We start from the raw sequence: 25,858 nt of genomic DNA on the forward strand, positions 1-25,858 counted from the left end.
AAACAGATACGGGCCAGCGCGGCGACTGGATCAAAGAACGTGGTCCAAGGCGTTGATCAGCCGCGAAATCTCGTCCTCTGTGGTGTAGTGGGTGAAGGACAGCCGCAGGACTCCGTGCGCCGGGTCGATGCCCTGCGCCTGCAGCGCGCGCACCGCATAGAAATCGCCGCCCCCCGCCATGATGCCATGTGCCGCCAGATCGGCGGCCACTGCCTCGCCCGGACGGGTGCAATGGACGGCGACGGTCGGCGCGCGCCCCGCCGCCCTGTCCGGCCCCAAAACCCGCACCGAGTTGCGCGCCGACAGCGCATCCAGCAGCGGTTGCAGCAGCTTTTCCTCGTGCGCGCGCATCAGATCGTGAACCGCGCCCGGACTGACCCCGTGATGGTCCGCCAATGCCTCGATGTAATCGACCATCCCGGCGCAGGCCGCGACCTGCGCGTGATCCGGCCCGGCGGGGGTGAATTTCTTGTACAGCACGTCGTTGTTGAAATAATGCCCCTGCCCCGGCAGCGCCTGGGCCAAGGCGCGGCGGATCACCATGATGCCCTGATGCGGGCCATAGGTCTTGTAGGACGAAAACAGGTAGATATCCGGCCCCATCTCGCCGATATCGGCAAAGCCATGCGGCGCATAGCTGACCCCATCCACACAGACAAAGGCCCCCGCCGCATGGGCCAGCGCGGTGATTTCCACCACCGGATTGATTTCGCCCACCACGTTCGAGCAATGCGGAAAACACACCAGCCGGACCTTTTCGTCCAGCAGGGATTCCAGATCCTCGGGGTTCAGATGCCCGGTTTCCGGGTCGATCTGCCATTCGCGGATTTCGATCCCCTCGTCGGCCAGCCGCCGCCACGGGCCGGTGTTGGCCTCGTGATCCTGATTGGTGACGATGATCGCCTCGCCGGGTGCCATGAACTTGCGAAAGGCCTGCGCCAGAACAAAGGTGTTCTGCGTGGTCGAGGGGCCAAAGCTCAGCTCGTCCGGATCAACCCCCAAAAGCGCCGACAACCGGCTGCGCGCCTCGTCCATTTCCTCGCCGCCCAGGCGGCTGGCCTTGTAGGGGGCATAGGGCTGCACCTTGCGTTGGCGGTAAAAGCGGTCCAGCCGGTCGATCACCTGGCGGCAGGCATAGGACCCGCCCGCATTCTCGAAAAACGCCTGACCTTGCAGGCTGGCTTCGGAAAAGGCGGGGAACTGCGCCCTGACGAAATCGATATCCAACACCTGTTGTTTCCTTCTTGATGACACCCGTTTCAGGGGTGGGTTGCAGGGCCTAAGGCGCGGTCAAAGATCGCCGCGCAGCCACATGCTCAGCAGCCAGATGTGCTGCGCCGTGATCACCAGGCTGACCAGCACCGCGATCCAGCGCCAGCCCCCCTTGCCTGCGCGCGGTGCGACCAGGATCACCGCGCGCGTCACCCCCACCGACAGGGCAAGGGTCAGACCAAAGAACAGCATCAGGCTGGCCGGGCGCAGGCCCGGCACCACCAATGGCACGACCATGATCAGCGTCAACCAAAGCGGCATCAGCACCAGTTGCAGCCCCAGGTGCCCACCCCAAAAGGTTTCGCCCAGGGGCAGATCGCCGCGAAACAACCGCAGCAGCCATTGCGGCCGCAGCATCTCTTGTCGTTCGCGGGCGATCCGGTCCAGATCCTGTGGACTGGGGTCAGGCATTGACGTCGATGACCACGCGCCCGCGGACCTGGCCTTGCAGGATGTCCTTGCCCAGTTGCGGCAGGTCCTCCAGCGTGGCGGGCTGAACCATCGCCTCCAGCTTGTCCATCGGCAGGTCCTTGGCGATCCGTTCCCAGGCGCGCAACCGGTTGTCATAGGGCTGCATGACACTGTCGATGCCCAGCAGGTTGACGCCGCGCAGGATAAAGGGCGTGATCAACGCGCCCTCGATCGCAGCGCCGCCCGCAAGGCCGATGGCGGCAACCGAGGTGCCGTATTTCATCTGTTTCAGCACGCGGCCCAGCATGGCCCCGGCCACCGCATCGACGCAGCCCGCCCAACGCTCGGCCTCGAGCGGTTTGCGGGTGACTTCGGTCAACTCGTCGCGCGCCACGATCTCGGAGGCACCCAGATCGCGCAGATAGGATTCCTGCTCGGGGCGTCCGGTGACGGCGGCCACCTCGAACCCGAGGTTGGCAAGGATCGCCACCGCGACCGATCCGACACCGCCCGCAGCGCCCGTGACCAGAACCGGGCCGTTGCCCGGCACCATCCCGTGATCCTGCAGGGCCATCACCGCCAGCATCGCGGTCAACCCGGCGGTGCCCACGGCCATGGCGGCGCGACTGTCCAGACCGGCGGGCAGCGGCACCAGCCAATCGGCCTTGACCCGCGCCTTTTGCGCGTAGCCGCCCCAATGCGCCTCACCGACGCGCCAGCCGGTCAGCACGACCTTGTCGCCGGGCTTGTAGCGGTCATCCGACGATGCCTCGACCGTCCCGGCGAAATCAATGCCCGGCACATGCGGGTAATTGCGCACAAGCCCGCCGCCCGGACCGATGCACAGCCCGTCCTTGTAGTTCACCGTGGAATATTCCACCGCGACCGTGACCTCGCCCTCGGGCAGACGGTCTTCACCGATCTGCTGCACCGAGGCGCTGGTCTTGCCGGTTTCCTCGTCCTTCTCGACGATCAATGCCTTGAACATGCTCTTTCTCCTGTCTCGTTTGACTCTGTTGCAATGCCGCGTGATGGGACGGCGGGCGGGGCGACGGGCATCAGCCCGAGCGCCGTACCGTCGTCACAGCCACGGCCCCTCTTCGGGCATGAAGGCCAGATCGCTGACCGGCGCCTCGGCCCCGGCGGCGGTCAACATGGCGTGGATCTGCCCGCGGTGATGGGTCTGGTGGTTGAACAGATGCAAGACGCACAGCGCCTTTGGCTTGCTGATCTCACGCCCCAGGATCACCGAATGCCAGCTCAGCGGCCCGGACAATTCGACCGCGCGCAGCCGCTCGGCCCACTGGATCAAGGCGCCGTCGGTGCGAAACCGCTCGACCGCCCATTGCGCCCCGCTGTCCGTCAGGCCCGTGCTCTCCGCGATGGCGCCCGCCGGTGCCGGCACCCCGGTAAAGCGCGACAACCACAGGCGATCCCCCCACAGCACATGGTTCGCCGTCGCCAGGATCGAGCCGAAGAACGCCTTGCGATCCTTGCCCAGCTCCTTGTCGCCCAGTGCCTGGAACGCCGCCTTCAACTGCTTGTTCTGCCACGCGTTATAGCGCGCCATGGTCAGGCAATACTCCGGCGTGATCATCATTTGCCCGCGCCCTTCCAGTCAATCGCGCAAATCTCGCCCGACTTGCCGGACAGGTCCCAGATGCGGCCATAATCGCGCACCTTGCTCTTGCCCGCCTTGGCGACGATGACATCCGGGCCCATCCAGTACTGGGTGTTGGACACCATGACCGGGTGATCGGGGCTCGACCCTTCGATCATCTCGATCTCGCCCTGGATCTTGCGGCCGATGTAAAGCCCGCGCTTCTTGCCCTCGCGCACGATCTCGACCTTCTCGCGCTCGTGGCCGATGATGGTGCTGACCAGCATGGTGAACAGGCCCGTGGTGCCCCCCGCCTCGCCCGACAGGATCTTGAGCAAGCCGTTGTAGGCAGCGGGCGTCGCCTTGTCGTCGATATAGACCGCCACCCGCCAATCACCCTCGGCCATCTTGCCGGGGATCTCGACCATCAACCCGACATTGACGCCGGTCAGGGACTCGCCCTCGTAATGCCCCTCGTCGATGGCAATCGCCATCCAGGCCTTGCAGGTGCCCTCGGTCGGGTCATGCTTGCCAAGGCTCACCACGCAAGGACAGAACACCGTGCACGAACAGTTCAGGAACAATTCGCCCTTGATCGCCCAGTCCGTAGGCCGCATCTGCCGCCGCTTGGGGTTCGGCATCCTCTGGTCGATCCTCTGAGAAATGGGCAGCTTGTCCGCCCCCGGTCGCCTGATCAAAGCCATATCGCACCTGCCTTTCCAATTTCAAAAGCCATAAGGGCCAGACCGGCCAACACCAATATCACGCCCGCAGGGCGGCGCAGCCGCGCCCCGATCTGCGGCAGTTTTTCCAGCACCATGAACAGCGTCGCAAGCCCCATCCAGGCCAGGTTCATCACCCCGCCGGCGAAACCCAGCGCCATGATCGCCCAGCAACAACCGACGCACCACAGCCCCTGTTCGATCCCCATCCGGACCCCGCCGGCCAACCCGGGGCGAAACCGTCCCATGAAATAGGACATGGGCGACAGGCAGGCGCTTTGACAATGCGTCTTGGCCTTGCTCAGCTGATAGCCCCCCGCCACGATCAATAGCCCCGCCTGAAACCAGACAGCGGTCGCCGCGCCGAACCGGTCCACCAGGCCGACCCGCGCCAGCCCCGCCTGAACCAGCGCCGCCAGAACCGCAAACGACGCCCAGACCAGCGCATAGCCCGCCACGATCCCCCACCAGCCGGCCTGCCCGCCCTGCAGCCGCCCGGCGAACCCGCTGTAGGTCGACAGCATGGGCAGCAACGTCGGCAGCATCATCGCCGCGCCCATCACCGCCCACATCGTCCACAGCCCCAACAGGCCCGCGCCGCCCGCACCGGTCCCGGTGCAAAGCGTCGCCAGCGCCTCGGCCAGCGCGCCAGGACCGCCCCAGGCAATCGCACCGCTGCCCAGCGCCATCAGGTACAGCGCCGCCCAGGCCCCCAGGACCAGCGCATAAAACAAAAGCCAGCTGATATCGCGCAGTGCCAAATCCGTCACTCTCCCCTGTGGCAACGGTGGCAAATCCGGCGGCCCTGCGCAATGGGCAGCGCCCACAATACCCAGACTTTTTCGCCCCGCCGCAGGGCCGCGGTTGCGGGCGCGCGCCATCACCGGCATTGTCCCGAAACAGACGATAGGGGAACCCCGATGAGCAAACAGCCAAAACCCGATCTGCCGCAGTTCGATCTGGCGCGGTTCACCCCTTACCGCCTGGCCGTCGCCGCCCAGCAAACCAGCGAAGAGCTGGCGCGCCAATACCGCGACCGCTTTGGCATCTCGATCCCCGAATGGCGGGTCCTGGTCCATCTGACACAGGCCCAGGATGTCTCGATCCGCGATATCGAAATCCGCGTCGCCATGGAGAAAAGCAAGGTCAGCCGCGCCGCCACCCGGCTCGAAGCACAAGGGCTGATCGCCAAGCGCGCCCATGAAACCGACCGCCGCCTGATCCGGCTGACCCTGACCGACAAGGGCCGCGCCCTGATGGCAGACCTGCTGCCGCTGGCCATGGAATACCAGGCCCGGATCGAAGACCAACTCGGACCAGCCTTCAAAGCCCTCGAAGACGGCCTCTCCGCTCTTCTGGCAGAAAAGGACTGACCGCCGCCAGGGCACCTTCCCTGGCTTCTTCTTGGTCAAAATACTCCGGGGGAATCGCGTCAGCGATGGGGGCAGCGCCCCCTTTTCCAACCTTTATGCCTGCTTGTTGAATGCAGCATCCTCAAGGACCCAAGGCAAATCCACCTCGAACGGCCTGATGTATCAGCCGTTTGCCATCTGGCTCTGCCCCCCACGGTCGAAAAGGACCATGACGCAGGTTTCACTATTCACTGACGCACCGCATGGGGCGGCGGCCATTCGGTCCCGCGCTTCACCTGATCCACGAAAAACTGCCGTGCCATGAAATCACGTGCCAAAGCGCCGTAGGAAGAGCGCACGGCGCAACGATCCGAAGACCGATCCAGTTCGGGATGCAGGTCTTTCACCTCGCGCAACTGACCGTGCGCCAGCCATTGCAGGGACATCGGGCCGGGATAGAAGCTTTCGCTCGGCACGCCTTCGGCAAAAATGACCTGATGGGCCTCGAACAGGATGTGGAAGTAGGTCACCGAACGTTTGCCCAGCGCATGGCGCACGCCCGGCATGGTCCCGGCCATTTGGGTCGCCCGGACAAAGTGATCTTGCGTTATCAGCACGCCGTGCTGCCGCGACACCATCAGATCCCGCTTGGCGCCAAGCACCCCCTGGCGGATCAACACAGGCTTCAGGGATGGGTTCTCGATCAGCTGCGCCGGTCCCAGATGGCGTCGCCCGATCCAGGTGATCGGCTGCGGTCCATTGTCCATCGTGCAGACCAAGTCGCCCGCCCGCAGCCTTTCCACCCGCATTTCGCCACGAGGCGTCAGGATAATCGTCCCCGAGACGAAACACACCACGCCGGTGTTGTCGTAGGTAAAGCTGGATGGCGATGCACCCTGAACCGTCAGTGAGCCCCCCGCGAACTGGCTGTTGTCGGAATAATCGACTGCCCGGCCTTCGTCGTCAAAGGCGTTCGACTGGTTCAGGATGCCGTCATCGGCCTGGTCCGCGCGCAGTTCATCAAGACTGTCGTAATAGGCGCCCAGGTCCAAAGCGTCATTGTTTGCAGGGTTGCCATCGCCCGCCACGCCGGTTTGTCCGGCGCCAAAATCGGTGATCGTGTCGTTGCCGGCTGACACGCGAAACAGATCGTCGCCCGCGCCGCCCGTGATCTGATCGTCGCCGGCGCCGCCATCCAGCGTGTCCTGTCCGGCACCACCGTCCACCGTGTCAGACCCGGCGCCCCCATCAATCAGATCGCCGCCACTGCCGCCAAGGATCGTGTCCGCGCCATCGCCTCCAAGCACGGTGACCCCCGTGGTGTCGCCGCTGCCGTCAAAGGTATCCGCCCCCGCGGACAAATCGAAGACCTCGATCCCGGTCAAGGTGCCGCTGGCGCCGCCCGTGTCAATGTAACTGCCCGCGCCGTCGCCGGTCAGCACCACATCGATCGCGTCGCCATCCGCGGCAATGCTCAGCGTGTCCGCGTCTGTCCCGGTCTCGCCGCCGGTGATCACGTCATTCCCCTGGCCGATGGCGAACCAGTCAGCCCCCGCGCCGCCATCCAGGGTGTCATCCCCCAGACCGCCCTCAAGCGAATCGTCGCCATCGCCGCCAGTGATGGAATCGTTGCCAGCGCCCCCCAGCACTGTGTCATCGCCGGTCGCACCCGCGATGGTATCGGCGCCGCTGCCGCCGGTGACCAGGTCCGCACCGCCCCCGGCGTCGATTTCCATTCCGCCAGCATCCGCCGTGGCATCGACGGTATCCGCACCAGCGCCCAGCGCCAGCCGTTCGAACCCGTCAAAGCTCAGCGCATTCACGCCTTCGGTCAACGCCCCTGTACCGGTGCCGGTAAACGTCGCCGTGACACCCCCGGTCACGCCTGACGTATCCAAAGTATCGCTGTCGGTGCCGGTCGTCACCGTCTCGCCGCCCAGCAGCGTGTCGTTGCCAAAGCCATCCTGGACGATGAACAGGTCGGCATCGGCGCCGCCATCGGCATAGTCGTTGCCGGTCCCCGCCTCCAGGCGGTCATTGCCGGCCTCGCCCAAGAGGCTGTCATTGTCTTCGCCGCCGATCAGCGTGTCATCGCCATCGCCGCCTTCCAGCGTGTCATTGCCCAGCGAGGCAATGATGCTGTCGTTGCCGGTGCCACCCACCAGGCTGTCGTCACCCGCCGAGTTGGTCAGCGTGTCGTCGCCCGCGTCGCCATACAAGGTATCGTTGCCCAGGCCCGTCACCAGCAGGTCGTTGCCGTCCCCGCCGCGGATAAGGTCAGAGCCGTCCTCGCCATAGATGGTGTCGGCACCGGTCCCGCCCTCGATGGTGTCGTTGCCGGTGCCGCCATAGATCAGGTCGTTCCCCGCGTCGCCGAACAGCAGGTTGGACCCCCCGGCCATCCAGATCGAATCGTCGCCGTCGCCGCCGCGCACCGTGTCCGCCGATGTCGCCAGCGTTTCAAGGCTGTGGATCGTGTCGTTGCCCGCGCCGCCCTCTGCGCTGTCGGCATAGCCAACGGCGTTGTCGTCGCCCAGGACAATCCAGTCGGCACCGCCCCCTCCGAAAAGCCTGTCGGCTCCGTCTCCGCCATCCAGCGTGTCATTGCCACTGCCGCCGGTCATGGTGTCGGATCCGCCAAGCCCGGCGGCCGAAAATCCCGCCGTACCGGCGCTGCCGTCCAGCAGGTCATCCTGCTGGGTCAGGTTCAGCTGTTCGGTGCTCAGGTAGGACAAGGTCGAAACGCCGTCCGTGACACTCCCTGCAAGGTCGCCTGAAAAAGTCACCGTTACCGCCAGGGACACTGCGCCAAAGTCGATGGTGTCGTAATCCAGGTCACCGCTCACCGTGTCCGTGCCAAAGCCGTCGGCCATGACGAACCGGTCATTCCCGCTGCCGCCGGTCAGCAGGTCCGCCCCGGTCCCGCCAATCAAGGTGTCGTTGCCCGCCGCGCCATCCAGTGCGATCCCCGACGTGGTGGCCGAGGCGTCCAGACTGTCGCCGGTCCCTGTCCCGCGCACGAGTTCTATTTCGCTGAAGGTGGCCGTGCCGGTCGCGGACATGAACGACACCGTCCCCGCCTCGTCGCCGGTAAAGGTCACTTGCGCCCCGGTGACCAAGGACGCATTGCCGATTTGCAGCGTGTCGTTTCCGGTCCCGCCTTCACCGCCCTGGATGACGTCTGTCCCGTTTTCGCTGTTGAACCGCAGGATATCGCCGTTGTCCCCGCCCAGCAGCGTGTCGTCACCCCAGCCGCCGTTCATGTCGTCGGCGCCGGCGCGCCCTTCCAGCAGGTCGTTTCCGCTGCCGCCGGCAAGCGCATCGCCGCTGCTGCTGCCCAGAACCGTGTCGTTTCCGCCCCGCGCATCAAGCCAAAGCCCGATAGAGCTGCTTGTCGCGTCCAGCGCATCGCTGCTCTCGGTCAGGATTATCGCCTCGATCGAGGAGAAATTCAGCGTATAGCCGGCGCTGGCCAGAGTCCCGCTCCCCGGCCCGCTGAAGTTCACCGTGGCGGCCGTGGTCAGGCCACCGGCGTCCAGCACGTCCCAACCGGCATCCGCAAGCACGGTGTCATTGTCAAAGCCGTCGCGCAGCACGAACCAGTCGGTCCCATCGCCGCCTTCCATCCAGTCGGCGCCTGCGCCGCCGTAGAATGTATCGTTGCCCAGCCCCCCCGACAGCACGTCGGCCCCCGTGCCGCCATCAAGCCGGTCGGCACCTGCGCCGCCGCTCAGCGTGTCGTCACCTGCATCGCCCAGGATCACGTCTGCGGCATTGCCCCCGACGGCGGAATCGTTGCCGGCCCCCGCCACGATCAGCCCGGCCTGCCCGTTATCCGCCAATTGCAGCAACGGATCGTCCGCGACGCTGCCTGTCACCAACGAATAGGTTGCTGTGCCAAAACTCAGCTTTTCGATCCCGTCAAGCGTATCGGTCCCGTCACGCCCGCCGACCCCATCCGCCACCGTGACCCGCCCGTCCGGCAACACCGAGATGGTATAGTCCCAGAAGCTTCCGGAAAATTGCGCAAGATCGATGTCGGCGCCGCCATACAGCTGATCGTTGCCCAATCCGCCCTTGAGCGTGTCGGCCCCGGCATCGCCGTGCAGGACGTCGGCGCCATCCGCGCCGATCAGGCTGTCGCCGCCACCGCCGCCGTGCACCGTATCGGCCCCGGCATTGCCGGTTATCGTGTCCGCCGCGCCCGAGCCGGTCACCAGGTCGTCGCCCTGACCTGCATCGATCAGGTCGATGCCTGTCAGCGCAATGCCCGAGAAATCCAGCGTTTCGCTTGTCGCAGTCCCCTCGACCACGTCATAGCCACCGATGCCGCCATCAATTTCCTCGATCGAGACAAGGTTCGACAGCCCATCCAAAACGCGGAAATAATCGGCGTTGTCGCCGCCCTGAATGATGTCATGGCCGTCGCCGCCATCGTAATGGTCAACTCCGTCGTCCCAACTGTAGACGCTGAAGGTGTCATTCCCGCCGGCCCCGAACATCGTGTCGTTGCCGGCGTTGCCCAGAAGCCGGTCGCCCTGATCGGTTCCGGTAATCACGTCGTCGCCGTCGCGGCCATCGATCTGATCGATATTGGTCAGCGTGATGCCCGAAAAATCTAGGGTATCGCCACCCTGCGTGCCCAGAACCTGGTCAAAGCCGCCTGACCCGCCGTCGATCTCTTCGATCTCGGACAGGTTTGTCAGGCCGCTGGTGACAAGAAAGCTGTCTGACCCGGCGCCCCCCAAAAGCACGTCGTAACCGTCACCCCCGGAAATCTGGTCCAGCCCCGCAGAGGTGCCGTCGATGGCAAAGGTATCGTCGCCCAGTCCGCCTGACAGAATGTCGTCGCCGGCGCCGCCCCGGATGCTGTCATTGCCATCACCGCCCAGCAGCGAATCCGCGCCGTCGCCGCCGTCCAGCGTATCCGCATCCGTCCCGCCATCCAGCGTGTCGTTGCCCAGACCGCCCGACAGCACATCGGTTCCAGCGCCGCCCAGCAGGCTGTCATTGCCACCGCCGCCCACCAGCGAGTCCGCGCCGTCGCCGCCATCCAGCGTATCGGCATCCAGCCCGCCATCCAGCGTGTCGTTGCCCAGACCGCCCGACAGCACATCGGTTCCAGCGCCGCCCAGCAGGCTGTCATTGCCACCGCCGCCCACCAGCGAGTCCGCGCCGTCGCCGCCATCCAGCGTATCGGCATCCAGCCCGCCATCCAGCGTGTCGTTGCCCAGACCGCCCGACAGCACATCGGTTCCAGCGCCGCCCAGCAGGCTGTCATTGCCACCGCCGCCCACCAGCGAGTCCGCGCCGTCGCCGCCATCCAGCGTATCGGCATCCAGCCCGCCATCCAGCGTGTCGTTGCCCAGACCGCCCGACAGCACATCCGTTCCAGCGCCGCCCAGAATTGTCAGCCCTGTACCATCCGCCGAGGCATCGACCACGTCAGCGCCGCTGCCCAGAACCAGAGTCTCGATCTCGGAAAAGACAATTGTCTGCACACCATCCGACACCGTTCCCGATCCGTTCCCGGTCAGTGTCACGGTGATCGGTCCGGTCAGTTCCGACAGGTCTATTACGTCGATATCGGCGCCCAGGGTGACGCCCTCTCCGCCGACGATGGTGTCATTGCCAAAGCCGTCGAACAATACGAAGACATCGCCATCTGCGCCGCCATCCAGAAAATCGTTGCCGGCACCGCCGAGCAACCTGTCGCTGCCTGCGCCGCCCGAAAGCGAGTCGGCGCCATTGCCGCCGGTCAGCGTGTCAGCCGCGTCATTCCCGACGATGCCGTCATCTTCGGCTGATCCGGCCAGATCGTTCGTGCCCTGGCCGCCCAGAATGCTGGTGAAGAACGCAAGTTTGGTTCCATGTTCCAGCGTCGTGTCCGGTGTTCCCGTCCCGCCGGTTTCCCCCACCGAAAAGACCGTCACGCCATCGGTGATCGTCAGCAAACCGGTCTCGCTGTTCAGCGTGACACCAAAGTTGTCGGGCAGGCCCGAGAAATCGAGAACACTGCCCGGTGCATCCGCCTGAACCTGCCCCCAGAATGCGGCTTGGTTCCAATTTGATATGGTCACAACTTGGGTGGGCATGGGCCATTTCGATTTGGTTGAGTGACGTCCAGATTATTCCTGCCGGGTTAATCATCTCTTCCCCGAAGCGGTTGGCGGGCATCCATATGGTCTTTTCCGGGGCTTCGCTGGAACCCGAGACGCCTGCTTGGCAGGCAGGTTTTCGGATCGCAGGCCCAAGTATTCAGGGCCTTTTCATGTGGCGCCGTTCAAAATCACCTGGGCGCCCCTTGGCCGGGGAAAAGCACGGATCATTTGCTTAAAAAGGAAACGGCGACCGTCCAAACCCGGTGCTTGTGCTTCGTGCCCTATCTGACGAAGGATCGGCCGCCATCCTTGCAGCCCATGCCCGGCGGCCCGGTCTGATCATTTGAGCAGCAGTGAAGCCGACTACTGCCATCGCGCCCTGGAAATCAGACCGCGCCAAGCTCTGACAGGCGCTCCCACGCCGCCGGAAAATCCTGTTTGTCTTTCGCGGGGCTCGGCGGCGCTACTGGTCTTTTTCAGTACGATTTTTCGCAAAGCCCCTTTTGTTGACAAAAATAGTCATCTATTAAGGCGCGACTCGCTGCGCCATCCAGGTCCTCTCGATCCAGACAGCCTCATCAGCGTCGACAATCAGGATTTCGAGAGGACCGAAAACATGCGCACTATGAGAGCGCGGCCCCTGGCGGCCGCCAACAGCCGTGGCGTTGCCACAACCCTGGTCGGGGCATCCCTGACCGCCGCCTGCTTTGCCAGCGCCGCCTATGCCCAGGACACCGCGCCCGACGGTGGGGTGATCACGCTTCCGACCGTGGATGTGGAAACCACGCAGGCGCCCGCCCCGGCCCCCAAACCCGCGGCCAAGCCCACCCGCACCGCCGCGCACCGCCCCGCCGCGCCGACGGTTTGCACCCCGGACTACGCCGGCACCCCGATCTGCGCCGAACAAGAAGCCGCCGAACGCGCCGCAGCGCAGGCCGCAGCCGCCCAGGCCGCAGCCGAGGCACAGGCCCGCGCCGGATCAAACCCCAACGCCGACCCCGACGCGCCTTTCCGCGCAACGGGCCTGACGAACTCTGTCTTGCAGGGTGACATCGCGGACATGCCGCGCACCGTGACCGCCATCACCAAAGAGGTGCTGACCACCACCAACACCACCTCGATCCGGCAATTGGCCCGGTCGACGCCCGGTGTTTCGCTGGGCTTCGGCGAAGGCGGCAACGCCTATGGCGACAACATCTATATCCGCGGTTTCAAGGCCAACAACGACATCTACGTCGATGGCGTGCGCGATCCCGGCGTATCGGTGCGCGAAACCTTTGACACCGAGCAGGTCGAAGTGCTCAAGGGCCCCTCGGGGTCGGTCGCCGGACGCGGCACCACGGGCGGCGCGCTGAACGTCGCCACCAAGAAACCGCAGGATGTGGATTTCTCGAAGTTTTCGACCGAGCTGACCAGCGCCGGCACCGTGCGTCAGACCTTTGACCTGAACCGGGTCCTTGATGACCGTCTGCAGCTGCGGTTCAACGGCCTGCTGCAAGACGGAGCTGTCGCCGGGCGTGACGCGGCCCATGACAACCGCAAGGGGCTGGCCGCCGCCCTGCGCTACAGGCTGAGCGACAGCGTCACCCTTGAGGGCGAATATTCCTACACGAAGATCGAGCAGATGCCCGATTGGGGCGTGCCGTTCATCACCGACGGTGACGAAACCGATGGCGTTTCGATCCCCAGCGGGCCGGTCACCGACCATGGCATCGACCGCAACACGTTCTACGGGGTCGAAGGCCGCGATTTTCAGGATGTCACGCGCCATGCCGCCACCGCCCGCGCCATCTGGGATATCGACGGCAACCTCAAGCTAACCAACACCTTGCGCGGCTCGACCAGCGTCAATGACTATGTCCTGACCGCCCCCAGCAGTGTCGAAGACAACGGTTCGGCCAACCCGCAGGACTGGACCGTCGGGCTCAGCTTCAAATCGACCTACCAGGAAACCGACGTGATCTCGAACACGACCGAGCTGACCGGCAGCGCGTCATGGCTTGGCGTTGAACATGATTTCGTCGCCGGGCTTTTGCTGCAACACGAAAAGGTGCGCGCCACCGGCTACGACAATCTGCAATCCGAGGATTATGAGCCCCCCGCAGGTCAACGCGGCTGCACCGTCAGCGCAATCAACCCCGATCCCTCGGCCTGCTGGATGGGTGTGCAACCGGTGCGTTCGGACGACTTTACGCAAACCGACGTTCGGACCATTTCGGCCTATTTCGTGGACCGCATCGAAATCACGCCGCAATGGCTGCTGGATGCGGGCCTGCGCGTCGATCACTATGACATCACGCGCACCGGCAAGGATCGCGCAGGCGATGCCTACAGCCTGTCGCGCAGCGATACGATGTGGAACGGCAACCTTGGCCTGACGTGGAAGCCCCGTGAAAACGTTTCGGTCTATGGCGCCTACGGCACGTCGACGAACCCGATGGGGCAGGAAATCGCAGCGGGCGGCGGGTTTTACGGCGGTCTTGACGAGGGCGGCGAAGATCTTTCGCCGGAACGCAACACCGCGTTCGAACTGGGGGTGAAGTATGAATTGCGTGACCACCTGCTGCTGACTGCGGCGCTGTTCCAGACCACCAAGGACAACGCGCGCGAAGACGTCGGGCCGCGCGGGGCCACTGTCACGCAGGACACGCTGAAATACCGGTTCCGCGGGATCGAACTGGGTGTCGCGGGCAAGCTGAACGACCGGATCGGCCTGTATGGCGGGGCGGTCTACATGGAAAGCGAAATCCTTGAATCCGACGATCCCACGGCAATCGGTGAATCGCTGGCCACGGTTGCCCACCAACAGTTCAACCTGCTGACCACCTATGACGTCAGCAACGACCTGATGCTGGGTATTCAGGCCAACTGGATGGGCGAACGGGAACTGGGCACCCTGGCCCCGAACGACAACACCCTGCCGGCCTACTGGTCCTTTGACCTTGTCGGGTCCTACGACCTCAGCGACAGGGCCGAAGTCCGCTTTGGCGTCAAGAACGCGCTGGACGCGGTCAATTACGATACCGCCTACCGGTCCGGTGAGCCTTTCACCTATGTCGCGCCGGGCCGCGAGATCTGGGCCGCGATGGACCTGAAATTCTAGCTTTCGCACCGATCAGGGGCCGGCCAGTGCGCCGGCCCCAACCCCCAATTCCTGAAAGGAGCAGACATGCTCATCACCATTCCCCAGCTGTTCAGCAAGGACGAGGTGCAGGCCATTCGCACCAGTCTGGACGCTGCTGACTGGCAGGACGGACGCCTGACGGCGGGCGTGCAGTCGCAGCAGGTCAAGCGCAACCAGCAGCTTGGCACAGCCACAAAACTGTCCGAGGATCTGGGGCAGACCATCCTGCAACGCCTGCAACAGACCCCGCTGTTCCTGTCCGCCGCCCTGCCGCTGCGCATCCTGCCGCCCATGTTCAACCGCTATGAAAGCGGCGAAACCTTTGGCGTGCATGTCGACAATGCCATCCGCATCAATCCGCGCACCGGCGAACGGCTGCGCACCGACCTGTCCATGACCGTGTTCTTTTCCGAACCCGACAGCTATGACGGCGGCGTCCTGATGGTCGAGGACCACTATGGCCTGCAAGAGGTCAAGCTGCCCGCCGGCGACATGGTGCTTTACCCATCGACATCGCTGCATCAGGTGACCCCGGTCACGCGCGGGGCGCGGGTGTCATCGTTTTTCTGGCTGCAAAGCATGGTGCGCTCGAACCAGCAGCGCACCATGCTTTTCGACCTGGACCAGACGATCCAGTCGCTGGCCGAACGGTTTGGCACCGACGATCCCGAGGTCCTGCGCCTGACCGGCATCTATCACAACATGATCCGCCAATGGACCGAGGTCTGAGCATGGAACTCTGGTTTGCCCCCCTGCGCACCGCGCTTGCCGCCTGGCTGGCCGAGGCCGGGCAGGATCACATGTCCCCGCTGGGGATGTACTTGGCCGCCGATATGGTGGTGAAGGGTGTGATGGTCTCGCTTGCGGTGGCCTCTGTCCTGGTCTGGGCGGTCTTTGTCGTCCGGCTGGTGCTGCTGGCCTTTGCCCGCCGCCGCCTGCGCCGGACCTATCGTGCGCTGGACCGGGCCGGTTCGCTGGATGCCGCGCGGGGCCGCTTTGCCCGCGGAAACGGCGTGGTCGGCGCGATGGTGCGCGCCGCGCTGGATGAACGCCAGCGTTCGGGCGGCGCGCCCGCCGATGGCATCAAGGAACGCGCCGACAGCGCCCTGTCGCGGATCGAGGCAGGCGCCGCCCGCAGCATGCAGAGCGGCACCGGCCTGCTGGCGATCACCGGATCGACCGCACCCTTTGTCGGACTGTTCGGCACCGTCTGGGGCATCATGAACAGCTTTGTCTCGATCGCCGAGACCAACACCACCAACCTTGCCGTCGTCGCGCCCGGCATCGCCGAGGCGCTGCTGGCCACCGCCATCGGCCTTGTGGCCGCGATCCCGGCCGTGATCTTCTACAACCTGCTTGCGCGGGGGACGGGCGGCTACCGGGTGGACCTGGCCGACGCGGCGGCGCTGGTCCTGCGCACCCTGTCGCGCGATCTGGATCTTGCAACCCGCGCCGGCGATGTCGTCAGCCTGGCACAGGCGGCAGAGTAGGCTCATGGGCGCGCGCATCGGACCCGAGGCAGGCGATGATCTTGCCGAAAACGCGGACATCAACATCACCCCCTTCATCGACGTCATGCTGGTGCTGCTGATCATCTTCATGGTGGCTGCGCCGCTTTCGACCGTCGACATTCCCGTGGAACTGCCCGTGGCCGTGGCCGACGCTCCGCAGCGCCCCTCTGATCCGGTCTTTGTCACCCTCAAGGAAGACCTGTCGCTGGCCGTGGGCAATGCGGCTGCCACCCGCGACACGCTGCTCATGGAAATCGGCATCGCCACGCGGCTGAACCGCGATGAACGCCTGTATATCCGGGCCGACAAATCCGTGCCCTACGGCGAACTGATCGCCGTCATGAACCTGCTGCGCGCCGAAGGATACCTGAAGGTCGGCCTTGTCGGGCTGGACGAGGCCGCGGCGCCCCCCGAACCAGAGGCCCCGAAATGAGCCTGAGCTATCGCGGTTCCTCTGGACATTGGCCGCTGGCAGCGCTGGGCCTTGCGCTCAGCCTGTCGGCGCATGTCGCCCTGCCCGCCGGGGTGCTGACCCGCGCGCAGGCCCCGATACCGGACGTCGCGCAGCAGGAAACCGGCGTTCAGGGCGCGATCCTGTTCGATCTGTCCGACATCATCGCAGCCCCCTCGGCCGCCGGCGAAGACAGCGCCGAGGTGGCCGAGGCCATCGACGCGCCAACCGTCACCGAATCCCCCGAAGCGGTCGAGGCAGCCCGCGCCGTCGACGCGCCGCAGCTGAACCAGACCCCGTATGACGTGGCCGAGGATGACCTGAAATTCCGCATCGCCAGCCCGGATCCGGCAGAGGACACCGCCGAGAGGGCAACACAAATCGCGCAGGAATTTGTCGAAGAGCAGATCGACCAGGCGTCGCAGATGGGCGCCGTTGCGGCCGACGCCGCGACGGCTTCGGTCTCCGGGGTCGAAGCCGAGGCAAAGGCCGACAAGGCCGAAGCCAGCAGCGAGGGTCTGACAGCCGAGCAACTGCAAGAGGTCACCGACTGGCAAAAGGCCGTCGTGTTGCGCATCGCCAAGGCCAAGGCCTATCCGCAGCTTGCGCGCAAGAAGGGCATCGAAGGCGAAGTGATGGTGAAATTCACCCTCGACCGCTATGGTGCGATCCTGGACCGGGCGGTGCATGTCTCGTCGGGGTATCCGGTTCTGGACAAGGCGGCGTTGCAGGTCTTTGACGGGCTGGACAAGCTGCCGACCCCGCCCAACCACCTGGCAGGCGACCGCTTTACCCTGGTGATCCCGCTGAATTACCGGATCAGAAAGGGCTGAAACCGGGCGGCAGCACGACATCCGTGCCGCCGATGTCACCCAGCCTTCGCCGCCCCATCAGCGCCATCGTCACCTCCAACTCGTCGCGCAAAAGGCGCAGCACGTGGCTTGCCCCCAGCGCCCCGCCAAGGGCAAGCCCGTGGCACAGCGGGCGCCCGACCAGGACGGCCGTCGCACCCAGCGCCAGCGCCTTGTAGATGTCCTCGCCCCGGCGGATGCCGCTGTCCATCAGAAGCGGCACGGCGCCCTGGACCCGCGCGGCCACGGCAGGCAGCACGGAAATGGCCGAAGGCACCCCGTCCAGAACCCGGCCGCCGTGGTTCGACACGATGATGCCCGCCACCCCAGCCTTCACGGCCAGCGCCGCGTCCTCGGGGTGCAGGATGCCCTTGACCAGGACCGGCAAGGGCGCGTTGGCGCAGAACCAGGCCAGGTCCGCCCAATCGGGCAGCACATGGGCGATACGGTCAAAGATCGCAGATTCGTCTTCGGTCAGCGGCGCGAAGGATGGCGGCGCAAACCCGACAAGGTTCACCGGCACCATGTCGCCGGGCAGCGCAAAGCCTGCTTCGATCTCGGCGTCGCGCAGCCCGCTGACCGGGGCGTCGACCGTTACCACCAGCGCCTTGAACCCCGCCTGTGCGGCCCGCGCCGCCAGCGCCAGGGTGTCTGTGCGCGTGTTTTGCCAGTAAATCTGGAACCAGCCACACCCCGCCCCCGCTGCCCGGACCTGCGCCATGGGGGTCGATGCCTGCGCGCTCAGCACCATTCCCAGCCCCTGCGCCGTTGCCGCCGCTGCAAGTCCCGCTTCGCCGTCCGGGTGCAGCAGCCTCTGCCAGGCCATCGGCGCCACCAGGATGGGCGCGGCCAGCCGTTGGCCGAACAGCGCAAGCGCCGTGCTGCCCCCGCGCAGATCGCGCAGTGCGCGCGGCAACAGGCGAACTTGGCCCAGATCGGACAGGTTGCGGTTCAACGTCCGCTCTTGCCCGGCGCCGCGCAGGAAATAGGCGGCAAGGTCTGTCGGCAGACTGCGTTCTGCCCGGTCCTGATAGCCGGAAAGCGAGGCAGCCGGCAGCCCGGCTAGGGCGGGCTGGGTCATTTCGTCAGGATAAGCTTGCCCGTTCGGGTGATCCGCAAGGTATAGGACTGGCCATTCAGGACAATTTCGGCCTTCACCTTGTTCGGGATCAGCCTTTCGGCGTCATACCGCACCGTGCCGTCGGCCGGGTCGGTCGAGATGCTGGCAGGGATCGGGTCATTGGTCATCGTGGCTGTCTTTCTTTGCCTGCGGCGCGGACTGAATTTGCGGTTCGTCGCGGTGCGCAGAATAGGTGAGTGATTGTGTCATGTTTTCGCACCGCTATAATCCAAGTATTTTAGTCAGGTAAAGGGTTCATTTCGCGCGACACCAAGGCAAGACTTGCCCCAGCGGAGTTCTTTTCTGGGTGTCCGGGATTTGACCGCTTTACGCGGAAGCGCGCGGGCTATCCGCGCCCAACCTGGCCGCCCGAAACTTGCCCCTTCTCAATGGGATTGGCCGGCCGCCATGCAATTGGATACGATCGGCGGCGCAGACGCCTGGGCAGTGTCATGTCCGCGCAAAGCATCATGGGCAGGCTCACGCCCCCCGGCGGACGCCAGCCCGCGAAAGTACCTGCAAAATGCGGACTTACGGATCGGACGGCTGCACCATCAATCCGGTCCACCGGCCGCCACACGGAACGCGTTGCAGGCCTGTTTCAGCTTGGCGGACAGCCTGGCGACGCAGATAGGGGGCAGCGCCCCCTTCCCGGCCGATCACAGCCGCGCCTCGGCGGCGGCGGCAACCGCCTCGGGGGTGATCCCGAAGTGGCGGTACAGGTCCGGATAATCGCCCGAGGCGCCGAACCCCTCCATCCCGATGAAAGCGCCCTCTGGCCCGATGTAGCGGTCCCAACCCAGCCGCACCGCGGCCTCGACCGCCACGCGCACCGTATTCGCCGGCAGCACCGCATCGCGGTAGGCCCTGTCCTGCGCCTCGAACAGCTCCCAGCAGGGCATGGACACGACCGCCGTCGGGATGCCTTTGGCCTGCAACACCTCGCGCGCCTTCAGCGCCACCGCGACCTCTGAGCCGGTGCCGATCAGGGTCACGCGCCGCGCGCCGTCTGCCGCCTCGGCCAGGACATAGGCGCCGCGCGCCGTCCGGTTTTCCGACCCCGCCCCGCCGCGCAGCACGTCCAGCGGTTGGCGCGAGGCGATGATCGCGGTCGGCCCTTCGCGGTGATGCAGGCCCAGTTCCCAGGCCTCGGCCATTTCCACCGCATCGGCGGGGCGGATCGTCCACATGTTGGGAAAGGCGCGCAGGCTGGCCAGATATTCCACCGGCTGGTGGGTCGGGCCGTTCTTGCCGATGCCGATGCTGTCGTGGCTGAACACGAACAACCCCGGGATCCGCATCAAGGCGGCCATGCGCAGCGTGTGCCGCATATAGTCGGAAAAGACCAGAAAGGTGGTGCCCATCGACACCAGCCCGCCATGCACCGTCATGCCGTTCATCATCGCGCCCATGGCGTGTTCGCGCACCCCATAGTGGATATACCGCCCGCCGCGATCGCTGGCGGTAAAGGGCGCCAGCTGGCGTTTATGCTTGGTCGCGGCCTCAAGATCGGGCGCGCCCGAGATCAGTTCGGGGATGCATTCTGCCAGCGCCGACAGCATCTCGCCCGAGGCCTGGATGCCGGGGCGCGGGGTGTTTTCAGCGACAAAGCGTTGCTTGGCCTCGCGGATGGTCTGCTGCCAGCCTTCTGGCAGTTTGCCGGCCATGACGCGGTCCCACTCGGCGCGGTCCTGCGGGTCCATGGCGTCGACGCGGGCCTGCCAGGCGGCGCGGGCCTTTGCCCCGCTTTGCCCCGCCACGCCCCAGGCGTCATAGATGTGCTGCGGGATCTCGAAGGGCGCATAGGGCCATTCCAGGTTGGCGCGGGCGGCGTCGGTATCTTGCTTGGTGATCTTGCCGCCATGGGCGGCGCGGTCGTTCTGGATGCGCGGAATGCCGAACCCGATCAGCGTCCGGCAGGCAATCATCGAGGGGCGCGGATCGCCCTTGGCCACCGCAATCGCCGCCGCCACGGCCTGCGCGTCATGGCCATCGACCGATTGCACATGCCAGCCGTTGTTTTCAAAGCGTATCTGCTGGTTTTCCGACACCGCCTGATCGGTCGGCCCGTCGTCGGTCATCTGGTTGTCGTCCCACAGCCAGATCAGCTTGCCCAGTTTCAGGTGCCCGGCCAGCGCGATGACCTCGGCGGCGATCCCCTCCATCAGGCAGCCATCGCCGGTATAGGCATAGGTGTAGTGATCGACGATGCCGTCGCCAAAGCGGTGGTTCAGGATGCGTTCGGCCACCGCCATGCCCACCGCATTGGCGATCCCCTGCCCCAGCGGCCCGGTGGTGGTTTCGATGCCGGCCTGAATGTCAAACTCCGGGTGCCCGGCGGTGTGCGAACCGAGCACGCGAAACGCCTTGATCTGCGCCATGTCGATCTTGTCATAGCCCGCAAGGTGCAGCGCCGAATACAGCAGCATCGACCCATGCCCCGCAGAATGCACGAACCGGTCGCGGTCGGGCCAGTCGGGTACCTTGGGATCGTATTTCAGTGCCTGACTGAACAGCGCCGTGGCAATATCCGCCCCGCCCAGGGGCGTGCCGGGATGCCCGTCCTCGGCCCGTACGATCGCGTCCATCGACAAAAAGCGCATGGCATGGGCCATCGCGCGCAGATCTGGCGCCTGGGCCGTTTCGGATTGAACCTTCATCGCTGTGCTCCTGTTGCCGGGCGCCTGCCCTTGACCCTGATTAGCCAAATCCCGAAAGAGCGACAAAGAAGAATGACTTAATGATTGCTGTAGCCAGGCTAAACAAACACAGCCCCCGCAAGACAGGGAACCGCCGCGCCCAAGCCGCGTGACCATTCAGAATTCAAAGGGGAAGTGGCGCACCCGAGAGGATTCGAACCTCTGGCCTCTGCCTTCGGAGGGCAGCGCTCTATCCAGCTGAGCTACGGGTGCGTGCTTTGGCGTCTATAACCGCCCTGCAAATGCCCTGCAAGACGTAACCGCACGGGGCTGGCCCCAATGCGGTGTGCTTTGTGCGATGCGCCCTAGCCGAACAGATCGTGCGCCAGTTCCAGCGCGTCGATCAGCGCGTCGACCTCCTGGGTGGTGTTGTACAGCGCGAAAGACGCCCGGCAGGTCGCCGAGACGCCAAGATGGTCCATCAAGGGCCCGGCGCAGTGATGCCCGGCGCGCACCGCGACACCTTTTTTGTCAAGGATGGTCGAGATGTCATGCGCATGGGCCGCGCCCTGCATGGTAAAGGAGAAGATCGCCGCCTTGTCCGGGGTGGTCCCCTGCACGGTCAGCCAGTTCAGCCCGTCCAGCCGGGCGCGGGCATAGTCGCGCAGCGCCTTTTCATGGGCGGCGATATTCTCCATCCCCAGATCCATCATGTAGTCCAGCGCGACGCCCAGCCCGATCTGCTGGACGATGCCGGGGGTGCCGGCCTCGAACTTCATCGGCGGGTCGTTATAGGTGACCTCGTCCTTGTGGACCTCGCGGATCATGTCGCCGCCACCCAGAAAGGGACGCATTTCGTCCATGCGTTCGCGCCGGATCCAGATCGCGCCCGAAGCGCTGGGGCCATAAAGCTTGTGCCCGGTGATGGCGTAGAAATCACAGCCGATATCGGCCACGTTGACCGGCATGTGCACGGCGGCCTGGCTTCCGTCGACCAGCACCGGCACGCCCTTTTCGCGCGCCGCGGCGCAGATCGCCTTGACGTCGACCACGGTGCCAAGGACGTTCGACAGATGGGTGATCGCCACCAGTTTCGTTCTGGGTCCGATGGCGTCAATGACCTTTTGCGTGTCCAGCGCGCCGGTGGCGTCGACATCGACCCATTTCAGGGCAACCCCCTGCCGTTCGCGCAGGAAATGCCAGGGCACGATATTGGCGTGATGCTCCATCACCGACAGCACGATTTCATCGCCCGCCTGCATGTTCGGCATGGCCCAGCCATAGGCCACCAGGTTGATGCCCTGCGTGGTGCCGGTGGTGTTGATCACCTCTTCGGCGTCGGGCACGCCCAGAAAGCGGGCGATGGTTTCGCGCACCGCCTCGTATTTCTCGGTCGCCAGGTTCGACAGGTAGTGCAGCCCGCGGTGCACATTGGCGTATTCCTCGGCATAGCCGCGGGTGACGGCGTCGATCACCACCTGCGGTTTTTGCGCCGATGCGCCATTGTCCAGGTAAACCAGCGGCTTGCCGTTCACTTCACGCGAAAGGATGGGAAAATCGCGGCGGATTTCGGTGACGTCATACATGGCCGGTAAGTCCTGCAGGAGTGAAGCCGACAAGGCTCAGGAAAATGGAAAGGCTGACCGCCATGGCGATCATGCCCAGGATCAGCACCACGACGGATTTGCCGATGCTGTTCAGACCGTGCGCCTCGTCCAGGAAGTGCACCGTGATATAGGCCCCGATGGCGGTCGCGGCAAAGACCAATGCGCTGCCCAGCTGTGGCGCGATCGGCAGGATGAAGGTGAACAGCACCTGCACCGCCACGCTGAGCGCCTGCAACCAGATCAGCAACAGCGCGATGCTTTCGAACCGCGCCCGCCCGCCAAACATCTGGCCGATCCAGGTCAAGCTGGCGATGGTGGCCAGCAGCACGACACCGCGGATCGCCATCAGCGCCAGCGGATTGCCCAGCAGCCCCATGGCCTGGGTCGGCGGCATGAGCACCAGCGAGATCGAAAACACCAGCGCATTGCCGACCACCACAAGGGCAAAGCCCAGCACCAGCGCCTCGGTCGGCAGGCGCAGCGACAGCAGCAGGCGCGCCACGTCGCGCGGGGCGGTGACGGTCTGCAGGGCCAGTCGCAGAAAACCTTCGAATGTCATTGCGTGCCTTCCCGGCCAAGATGGTGCGCGGCGCGCAGGCCGCCGACCCAGAACCAGACAAAGATCGCGAACCACAGCGCCCCGACCAGGGTCAACCCCGGCCCCGGCCCGACAAAGCCCGCAACCAGCCCGTGCAACAACACCAGCGGGGTCGAGGCAAGAAGCGCCCAGACCAGGGCCAGCCGCGCGCCATAGCCGCCGCCCTTCCAGCCCAGCGGACGGCCGATGACCCCGACAAGGAACCCCAGAAGATACAGCAGCAGCGGAAAGATGAACACCGTCGCCAGCAAGGCCCCGCCCAGCAGCATGTTCAGCTCTTCGCCGGTCAGATGCGCCTGGCGCGACAGGGCCGGCCAGCGCGCAACGAACAGGACCACGCAGGCCGCCATGACGATGGCCAGCAGCCGGTCCTCGCGCGGGCCGGCCGTCAGCAGGCGGCGCACCACCTTGCCCGGCCCCCGGTAGGTGGCCACGATATCGCGGGTCACCGGCATCAGGCGCGCCGACGCTCCAGCCAGGCGGCGACGCGGGCGTTGATTTCCTCTTGCAGGGCGTCGTCCTCGACCTCCTGCACCGCTTCGGCGATGAAGGCGATGACCATCAGGTCCTCGGCGATGCCGCGCGGAATGCCCCGGGCACGCAGATAGAACAGGCTGTCCTCGTCGATCGCGCCGCTGGTAGAGCCGTGCGAACAGGCCACGTCATCGGCATAGATTTCCAGCTCGGGCTTGGCCAGGAACTGGCTGTCGTCATCCAGAAGCAGGGACTGGCTGATCTGGTAGCCGTCGGTTTTCTGGGCGTCCTTCTTGACCAGGATCTTGCCCTGGAACACACCCGTCGCACCGTTGCGCAGCACCTTCTTGAAGACTTGGCGGCTTTCGCAGTTCACCGCGTCATGGGTGACGAACACCGTGTCGTCGTGGTGGAAATCGCCGTCGCCCATGCAGGCGCCCGCGACATGGGCCACCGCGTCGTCGCCGGTCAGCTCGATCACGCATTCGTTGCGCGTCATCACGCCATTGGCGGTCAGCGTGAAACTCTTGAAGGTGCTCTCGGCCCCCAGCCGCGCAAAGACATGCGTGGCGGCGCGGCGTTCGTGATCGCGCCCCTGGGTGCGCACGTGATGCAGCGTTCCGGTGTCGGCGATGTCGATCTCGGTCACCATGTTCAGGCGCGCGGCGGCGGGACCGTTTTCCAGGAGCGTCACCTCGGCACCGGCGTCCACCTTGATCACGTGATGCAGGATCACGTCCGAGGTTTCCGAGCCATGCCGGTAGATCAGGTTGATCGGCCTGGACACCTTGCCGGTCACGTGGATCAGCAGGCCATCGGTGGCAAAACCGGTGTTCAGCGCCGCCAGCGGTCGCTGGACCGGGGTCTGGCCACGGGTTTCCAGGGTGCCATACAGATCCTTGGCCCAATGGATGTCCTGCGCCTGCGACAGGCGGTCGATGCTGACCCCTTCCAGCGCCAGATCGTCCGACGCCGCCGCATCGAACACACCGTCGACAAAGACGATCTTCAGCCGGTCGACCGCGTCGAAGATCGGCGTTTCCTCGCCATCGAACAGGGCGGCGCGCGGCGCCTCGGGGCTGATCAGCGTGTCGGGGCGGGTGTATTTCCAATACTCGTCCCGCGCGCCCGGCAGACCCATGGCACGCAGCCGCGACAGCGCGTCCTTGCGCGCCGCCAGCGACCAGCCGCCTTCGGGCAGTTCAAGCGCGGCCAGCCGCGCCTCGGTGGCGTCGATTTTCGGTTGTGTCAGGCCCATCATGCGTTCTCCGCCAGCAGGTCCGCATAGCCTTCGTTCTCGACCTCAAGCGCCAGCTCGGGGCCGCCGGTCTTGATGATGCGGCCATCGGCCATGATGTGCACCACGTCCGGTTTGATGTGGTCCAGAAGGCGCTGGTAGTGGGTGATCACAAGGAACGACCGGCCCGCATCGCGCAGCGCGTTCACGCCATCGGCGACCAGTTTCATCGCATCGACATCAAGCCCCGAGTCGGTTTCGTCCAGGATGCACATCTTGGGTTCCAGCATGGCCATCTGCAGGATTTCGTTGCGCTTTTTCTCGCCGCCCGAAAAGCCCACGTTGACCGGGCGCTTCAGCATGTCGGCGTCGATCTTGAGATCCTTGGCCTTGGCGCGGATCACCTTGAGGAAATCGGCCGCCGACATTTCGTCCTGCCCGCGCGCCTTGCGCTGTGCGTTCACGGCGGTGCGCAGAAAGGTCATGTTGCCGACACCGGGAATTTCCACCGGGTACTGGAACGCCAGGAACAGGCCTGCGGCGGCGCGCTCTTCGGCTTCCATGTCAAGCAGTTCCTCGCCTTCCAGCGTGGCCGAGCCTTCGGTGACCTCATAGCCGTCCTTTCCGGACAACACATAGGACAGGGTCGACTTGCCCGACCCGTTCGGGCCCATGATCGCGTGCACGGTTCCCGGTTCGATGCTCAGGTTCACACCCTTGAGGATCTGCTTGTCTTCTTCTTCAAGTTTGACGTGCAGGTTCTTGATTTCCAGCATGTTTCTTTCCTT

At 65.1% G+C, this 25,858-nt stretch carries 21 protein-coding genes and 1 tRNA gene; 6 read left to right on the forward strand and 16 right to left on the reverse strand.

Annotated elements, in window-relative coordinates; all coding sequences use genetic code 11:
• Positions 1-30: 30 nt before the first annotated feature.
• From QF118_RS14760 to QF118_RS14785, 6 genes are all read right to left on the reverse strand, one after another.
• On the reverse strand, positions 31-1,230 hold the full coding sequence (locus tag QF118_RS14760; protein WP_282299802.1) for an aminotransferase class V-fold PLP-dependent enzyme: 1,200 nt from the start codon (positions 1,228-1,230) through the stop codon (positions 31-33).
• A 60-nt stretch (positions 1,231-1,290) separates the two neighbouring features.
• On the reverse strand, positions 1,291-1,683 hold the full coding sequence (locus QF118_RS14765; protein WP_282299803.1) for a hypothetical protein: 393 nt from the start codon (positions 1,681-1,683) through the stop codon (positions 1,291-1,293).
• Entirely contained in the window at positions 1,676-2,671 is a 996-nt protein-coding gene (locus tag QF118_RS14770) for an MDR family oxidoreductase (RefSeq protein WP_282299804.1), read from the reverse strand. Before QF118_RS14770 ends, QF118_RS14765 begins: the two co-directional genes overlap by 8 nt.
• A 93-nt stretch (positions 2,672-2,764) precedes the next feature.
• Positions 2,765-3,283 carry a DinB family protein gene (locus tag QF118_RS14775; protein ID WP_282299805.1) on the reverse strand — a complete coding sequence of 173 codons (519 nt, stop codon included), beginning with the start codon at positions 3,281-3,283 and terminating at the stop codon, positions 2,765-2,767.
• Positions 3,280-3,987 (reverse strand): DUF1326 domain-containing protein, encoded by a 708-nt coding sequence (locus QF118_RS14780; RefSeq protein WP_282299806.1) that lies wholly within the window; start codon positions 3,985-3,987, stop codon positions 3,280-3,282. Before QF118_RS14780 ends, QF118_RS14775 begins: the two co-directional genes overlap by 4 nt.
• A complete protein-coding gene (locus tag QF118_RS14785; RefSeq protein WP_282299807.1) occupies positions 3,978-4,775 on the reverse strand; it encodes a DUF2182 domain-containing protein in 798 nt (265 codons plus the stop codon). The genes QF118_RS14780 and QF118_RS14785 overlap by 10 nt, the downstream gene beginning before the upstream one ends.
• A gap of 150 nt (positions 4,776-4,925) precedes the next feature.
• Here QF118_RS14785 and QF118_RS14790 point away from each other — a divergent pair, with 150 nt between their 5' ends.
• Complete coding sequence (locus tag QF118_RS14790) at positions 4,926-5,378, forward strand: MarR family winged helix-turn-helix transcriptional regulator (protein ID WP_282299808.1); 453 nt, start codon at positions 4,926-4,928, stop codon at positions 5,376-5,378.
• A gap of 227 nt (positions 5,379-5,605) precedes the next feature.
• Here QF118_RS14790 and QF118_RS14795 read toward each other — a convergent pair whose 3' ends face one another.
• Positions 5,606-11,452, reverse strand: a complete 5,847-nt coding sequence (locus QF118_RS14795) for a Hint domain-containing protein (RefSeq protein ID WP_282299809.1) — start codon at positions 11,450-11,452, stop codon at positions 5,606-5,608.
• Between the two features lie 622 nt (positions 11,453-12,074).
• Between QF118_RS14795 and QF118_RS14800 the strand changes: the two genes are divergently transcribed.
• The 5 genes from QF118_RS14800 (at position 12,075) to QF118_RS14820 (ending at position 17,377) form a co-directional block, all read left to right on the forward strand.
• A complete protein-coding gene (locus QF118_RS14800) occupies positions 12,075-14,561 on the forward strand; it encodes a TonB-dependent receptor (RefSeq protein WP_282299810.1) in 2,487 nt (828 codons plus the stop codon).
• A gap of 66 nt (positions 14,562-14,627) precedes the next feature.
• A complete protein-coding gene (locus QF118_RS14805; RefSeq protein WP_282299811.1) occupies positions 14,628-15,311 on the forward strand; it encodes a Fe2+-dependent dioxygenase in 684 nt (227 codons plus the stop codon).
• Positions 15,296-16,072, forward strand: coding sequence for a tonB-system energizer ExbB (gene exbB, locus QF118_RS14810; protein WP_282299812.1), 777 nt, complete (start codon positions 15,296-15,298; stop codon positions 16,070-16,072). Before QF118_RS14805 ends, exbB begins: the two co-directional genes overlap by 16 nt.
• A gap of 4 nt (positions 16,073-16,076) precedes the next feature.
• Complete coding sequence (gene exbD, locus QF118_RS14815; protein WP_282299813.1) at positions 16,077-16,526, forward strand: TonB system transport protein ExbD; 450 nt, start codon at positions 16,077-16,079, stop codon at positions 16,524-16,526.
• Positions 16,523-17,377, forward strand: a complete 855-nt coding sequence (locus QF118_RS14820; protein WP_282299815.1) for an energy transducer TonB — start codon at positions 16,523-16,525, stop codon at positions 17,375-17,377. The genes exbD and QF118_RS14820 overlap by 4 nt, the downstream gene beginning before the upstream one ends.
• On the opposite strand, the gene QF118_RS14825 is transcribed toward QF118_RS14820, so the two are convergent.
• The 9 genes from QF118_RS14825 to sufC form a co-directional block, all read right to left on the reverse strand.
• Positions 17,364-18,476 carry an alpha-hydroxy acid oxidase gene (locus QF118_RS14825; RefSeq protein WP_282299816.1) on the reverse strand — a complete coding sequence of 371 codons (1,113 nt, stop codon included), beginning with the start codon at positions 18,474-18,476 and terminating at the stop codon, positions 17,364-17,366. The two genes, QF118_RS14820 and QF118_RS14825, sit on opposite strands and share 14 nt — an antisense overlap.
• A complete protein-coding gene (hemP, locus tag QF118_RS14830; protein ID WP_282299817.1) occupies positions 18,473-18,643 on the reverse strand; it encodes a hemin uptake protein HemP in 171 nt (56 codons plus the stop codon). Before hemP ends, QF118_RS14825 begins: the two co-directional genes overlap by 4 nt.
• Before the next feature lie 531 nt (positions 18,644-19,174).
• The gene (gene tkt / locus QF118_RS14835) at positions 19,175-21,175 is read right to left on the reverse strand and encodes a transketolase (RefSeq protein ID WP_282299819.1); all 2,001 of its coding nucleotides are present in this window, start codon (positions 21,173-21,175) and stop codon (positions 19,175-19,177) included.
• Between the two features lie 175 nt (positions 21,176-21,350).
• Positions 21,351-21,427: transfer RNA gene (locus QF118_RS14840), tRNA-Arg, on the reverse strand.
• A 92-nt stretch (positions 21,428-21,519) separates the two neighbouring features.
• Complete coding sequence (locus QF118_RS14845; RefSeq protein WP_282299820.1) at positions 21,520-22,740, reverse strand: cysteine desulfurase; 1,221 nt, start codon at positions 22,738-22,740, stop codon at positions 21,520-21,522.
• Positions 22,733-23,320, reverse strand: coding sequence for a YIP1 family protein (locus QF118_RS14850; RefSeq protein WP_282299821.1), 588 nt, complete (start codon positions 23,318-23,320; stop codon positions 22,733-22,735). The genes QF118_RS14845 and QF118_RS14850 overlap by 8 nt, the downstream gene beginning before the upstream one ends.
• The gene (locus QF118_RS14855) at positions 23,317-23,814 is read right to left on the reverse strand and encodes a YIP1 family protein (protein WP_282299822.1); all 498 of its coding nucleotides are present in this window, start codon (positions 23,812-23,814) and stop codon (positions 23,317-23,319) included. Before QF118_RS14855 ends, QF118_RS14850 begins: the two co-directional genes overlap by 4 nt.
• Positions 23,814-25,091 carry a SufB/SufD family protein gene (locus QF118_RS14860; protein WP_282302494.1) on the reverse strand — a complete coding sequence of 426 codons (1,278 nt, stop codon included), beginning with the start codon at positions 25,089-25,091 and terminating at the stop codon, positions 23,814-23,816. The genes QF118_RS14855 and QF118_RS14860 overlap by 1 nt, the downstream gene beginning before the upstream one ends.
• A complete protein-coding gene (gene sufC, locus QF118_RS14865; RefSeq protein ID WP_282299823.1) occupies positions 25,091-25,846 on the reverse strand; it encodes a Fe-S cluster assembly ATPase SufC in 756 nt (251 codons plus the stop codon). Before sufC ends, QF118_RS14860 begins: the two co-directional genes overlap by 1 nt.
• Positions 25,847-25,858: the final 12 nt, after the last annotated feature.

Source organism: Tropicibacter oceani, from assembly GCF_029958925.1.
Taxonomy (GTDB): Bacteria; Pseudomonadota; Alphaproteobacteria; order Rhodobacterales; family Rhodobacteraceae; genus Pacificoceanicola; species Pacificoceanicola oceani.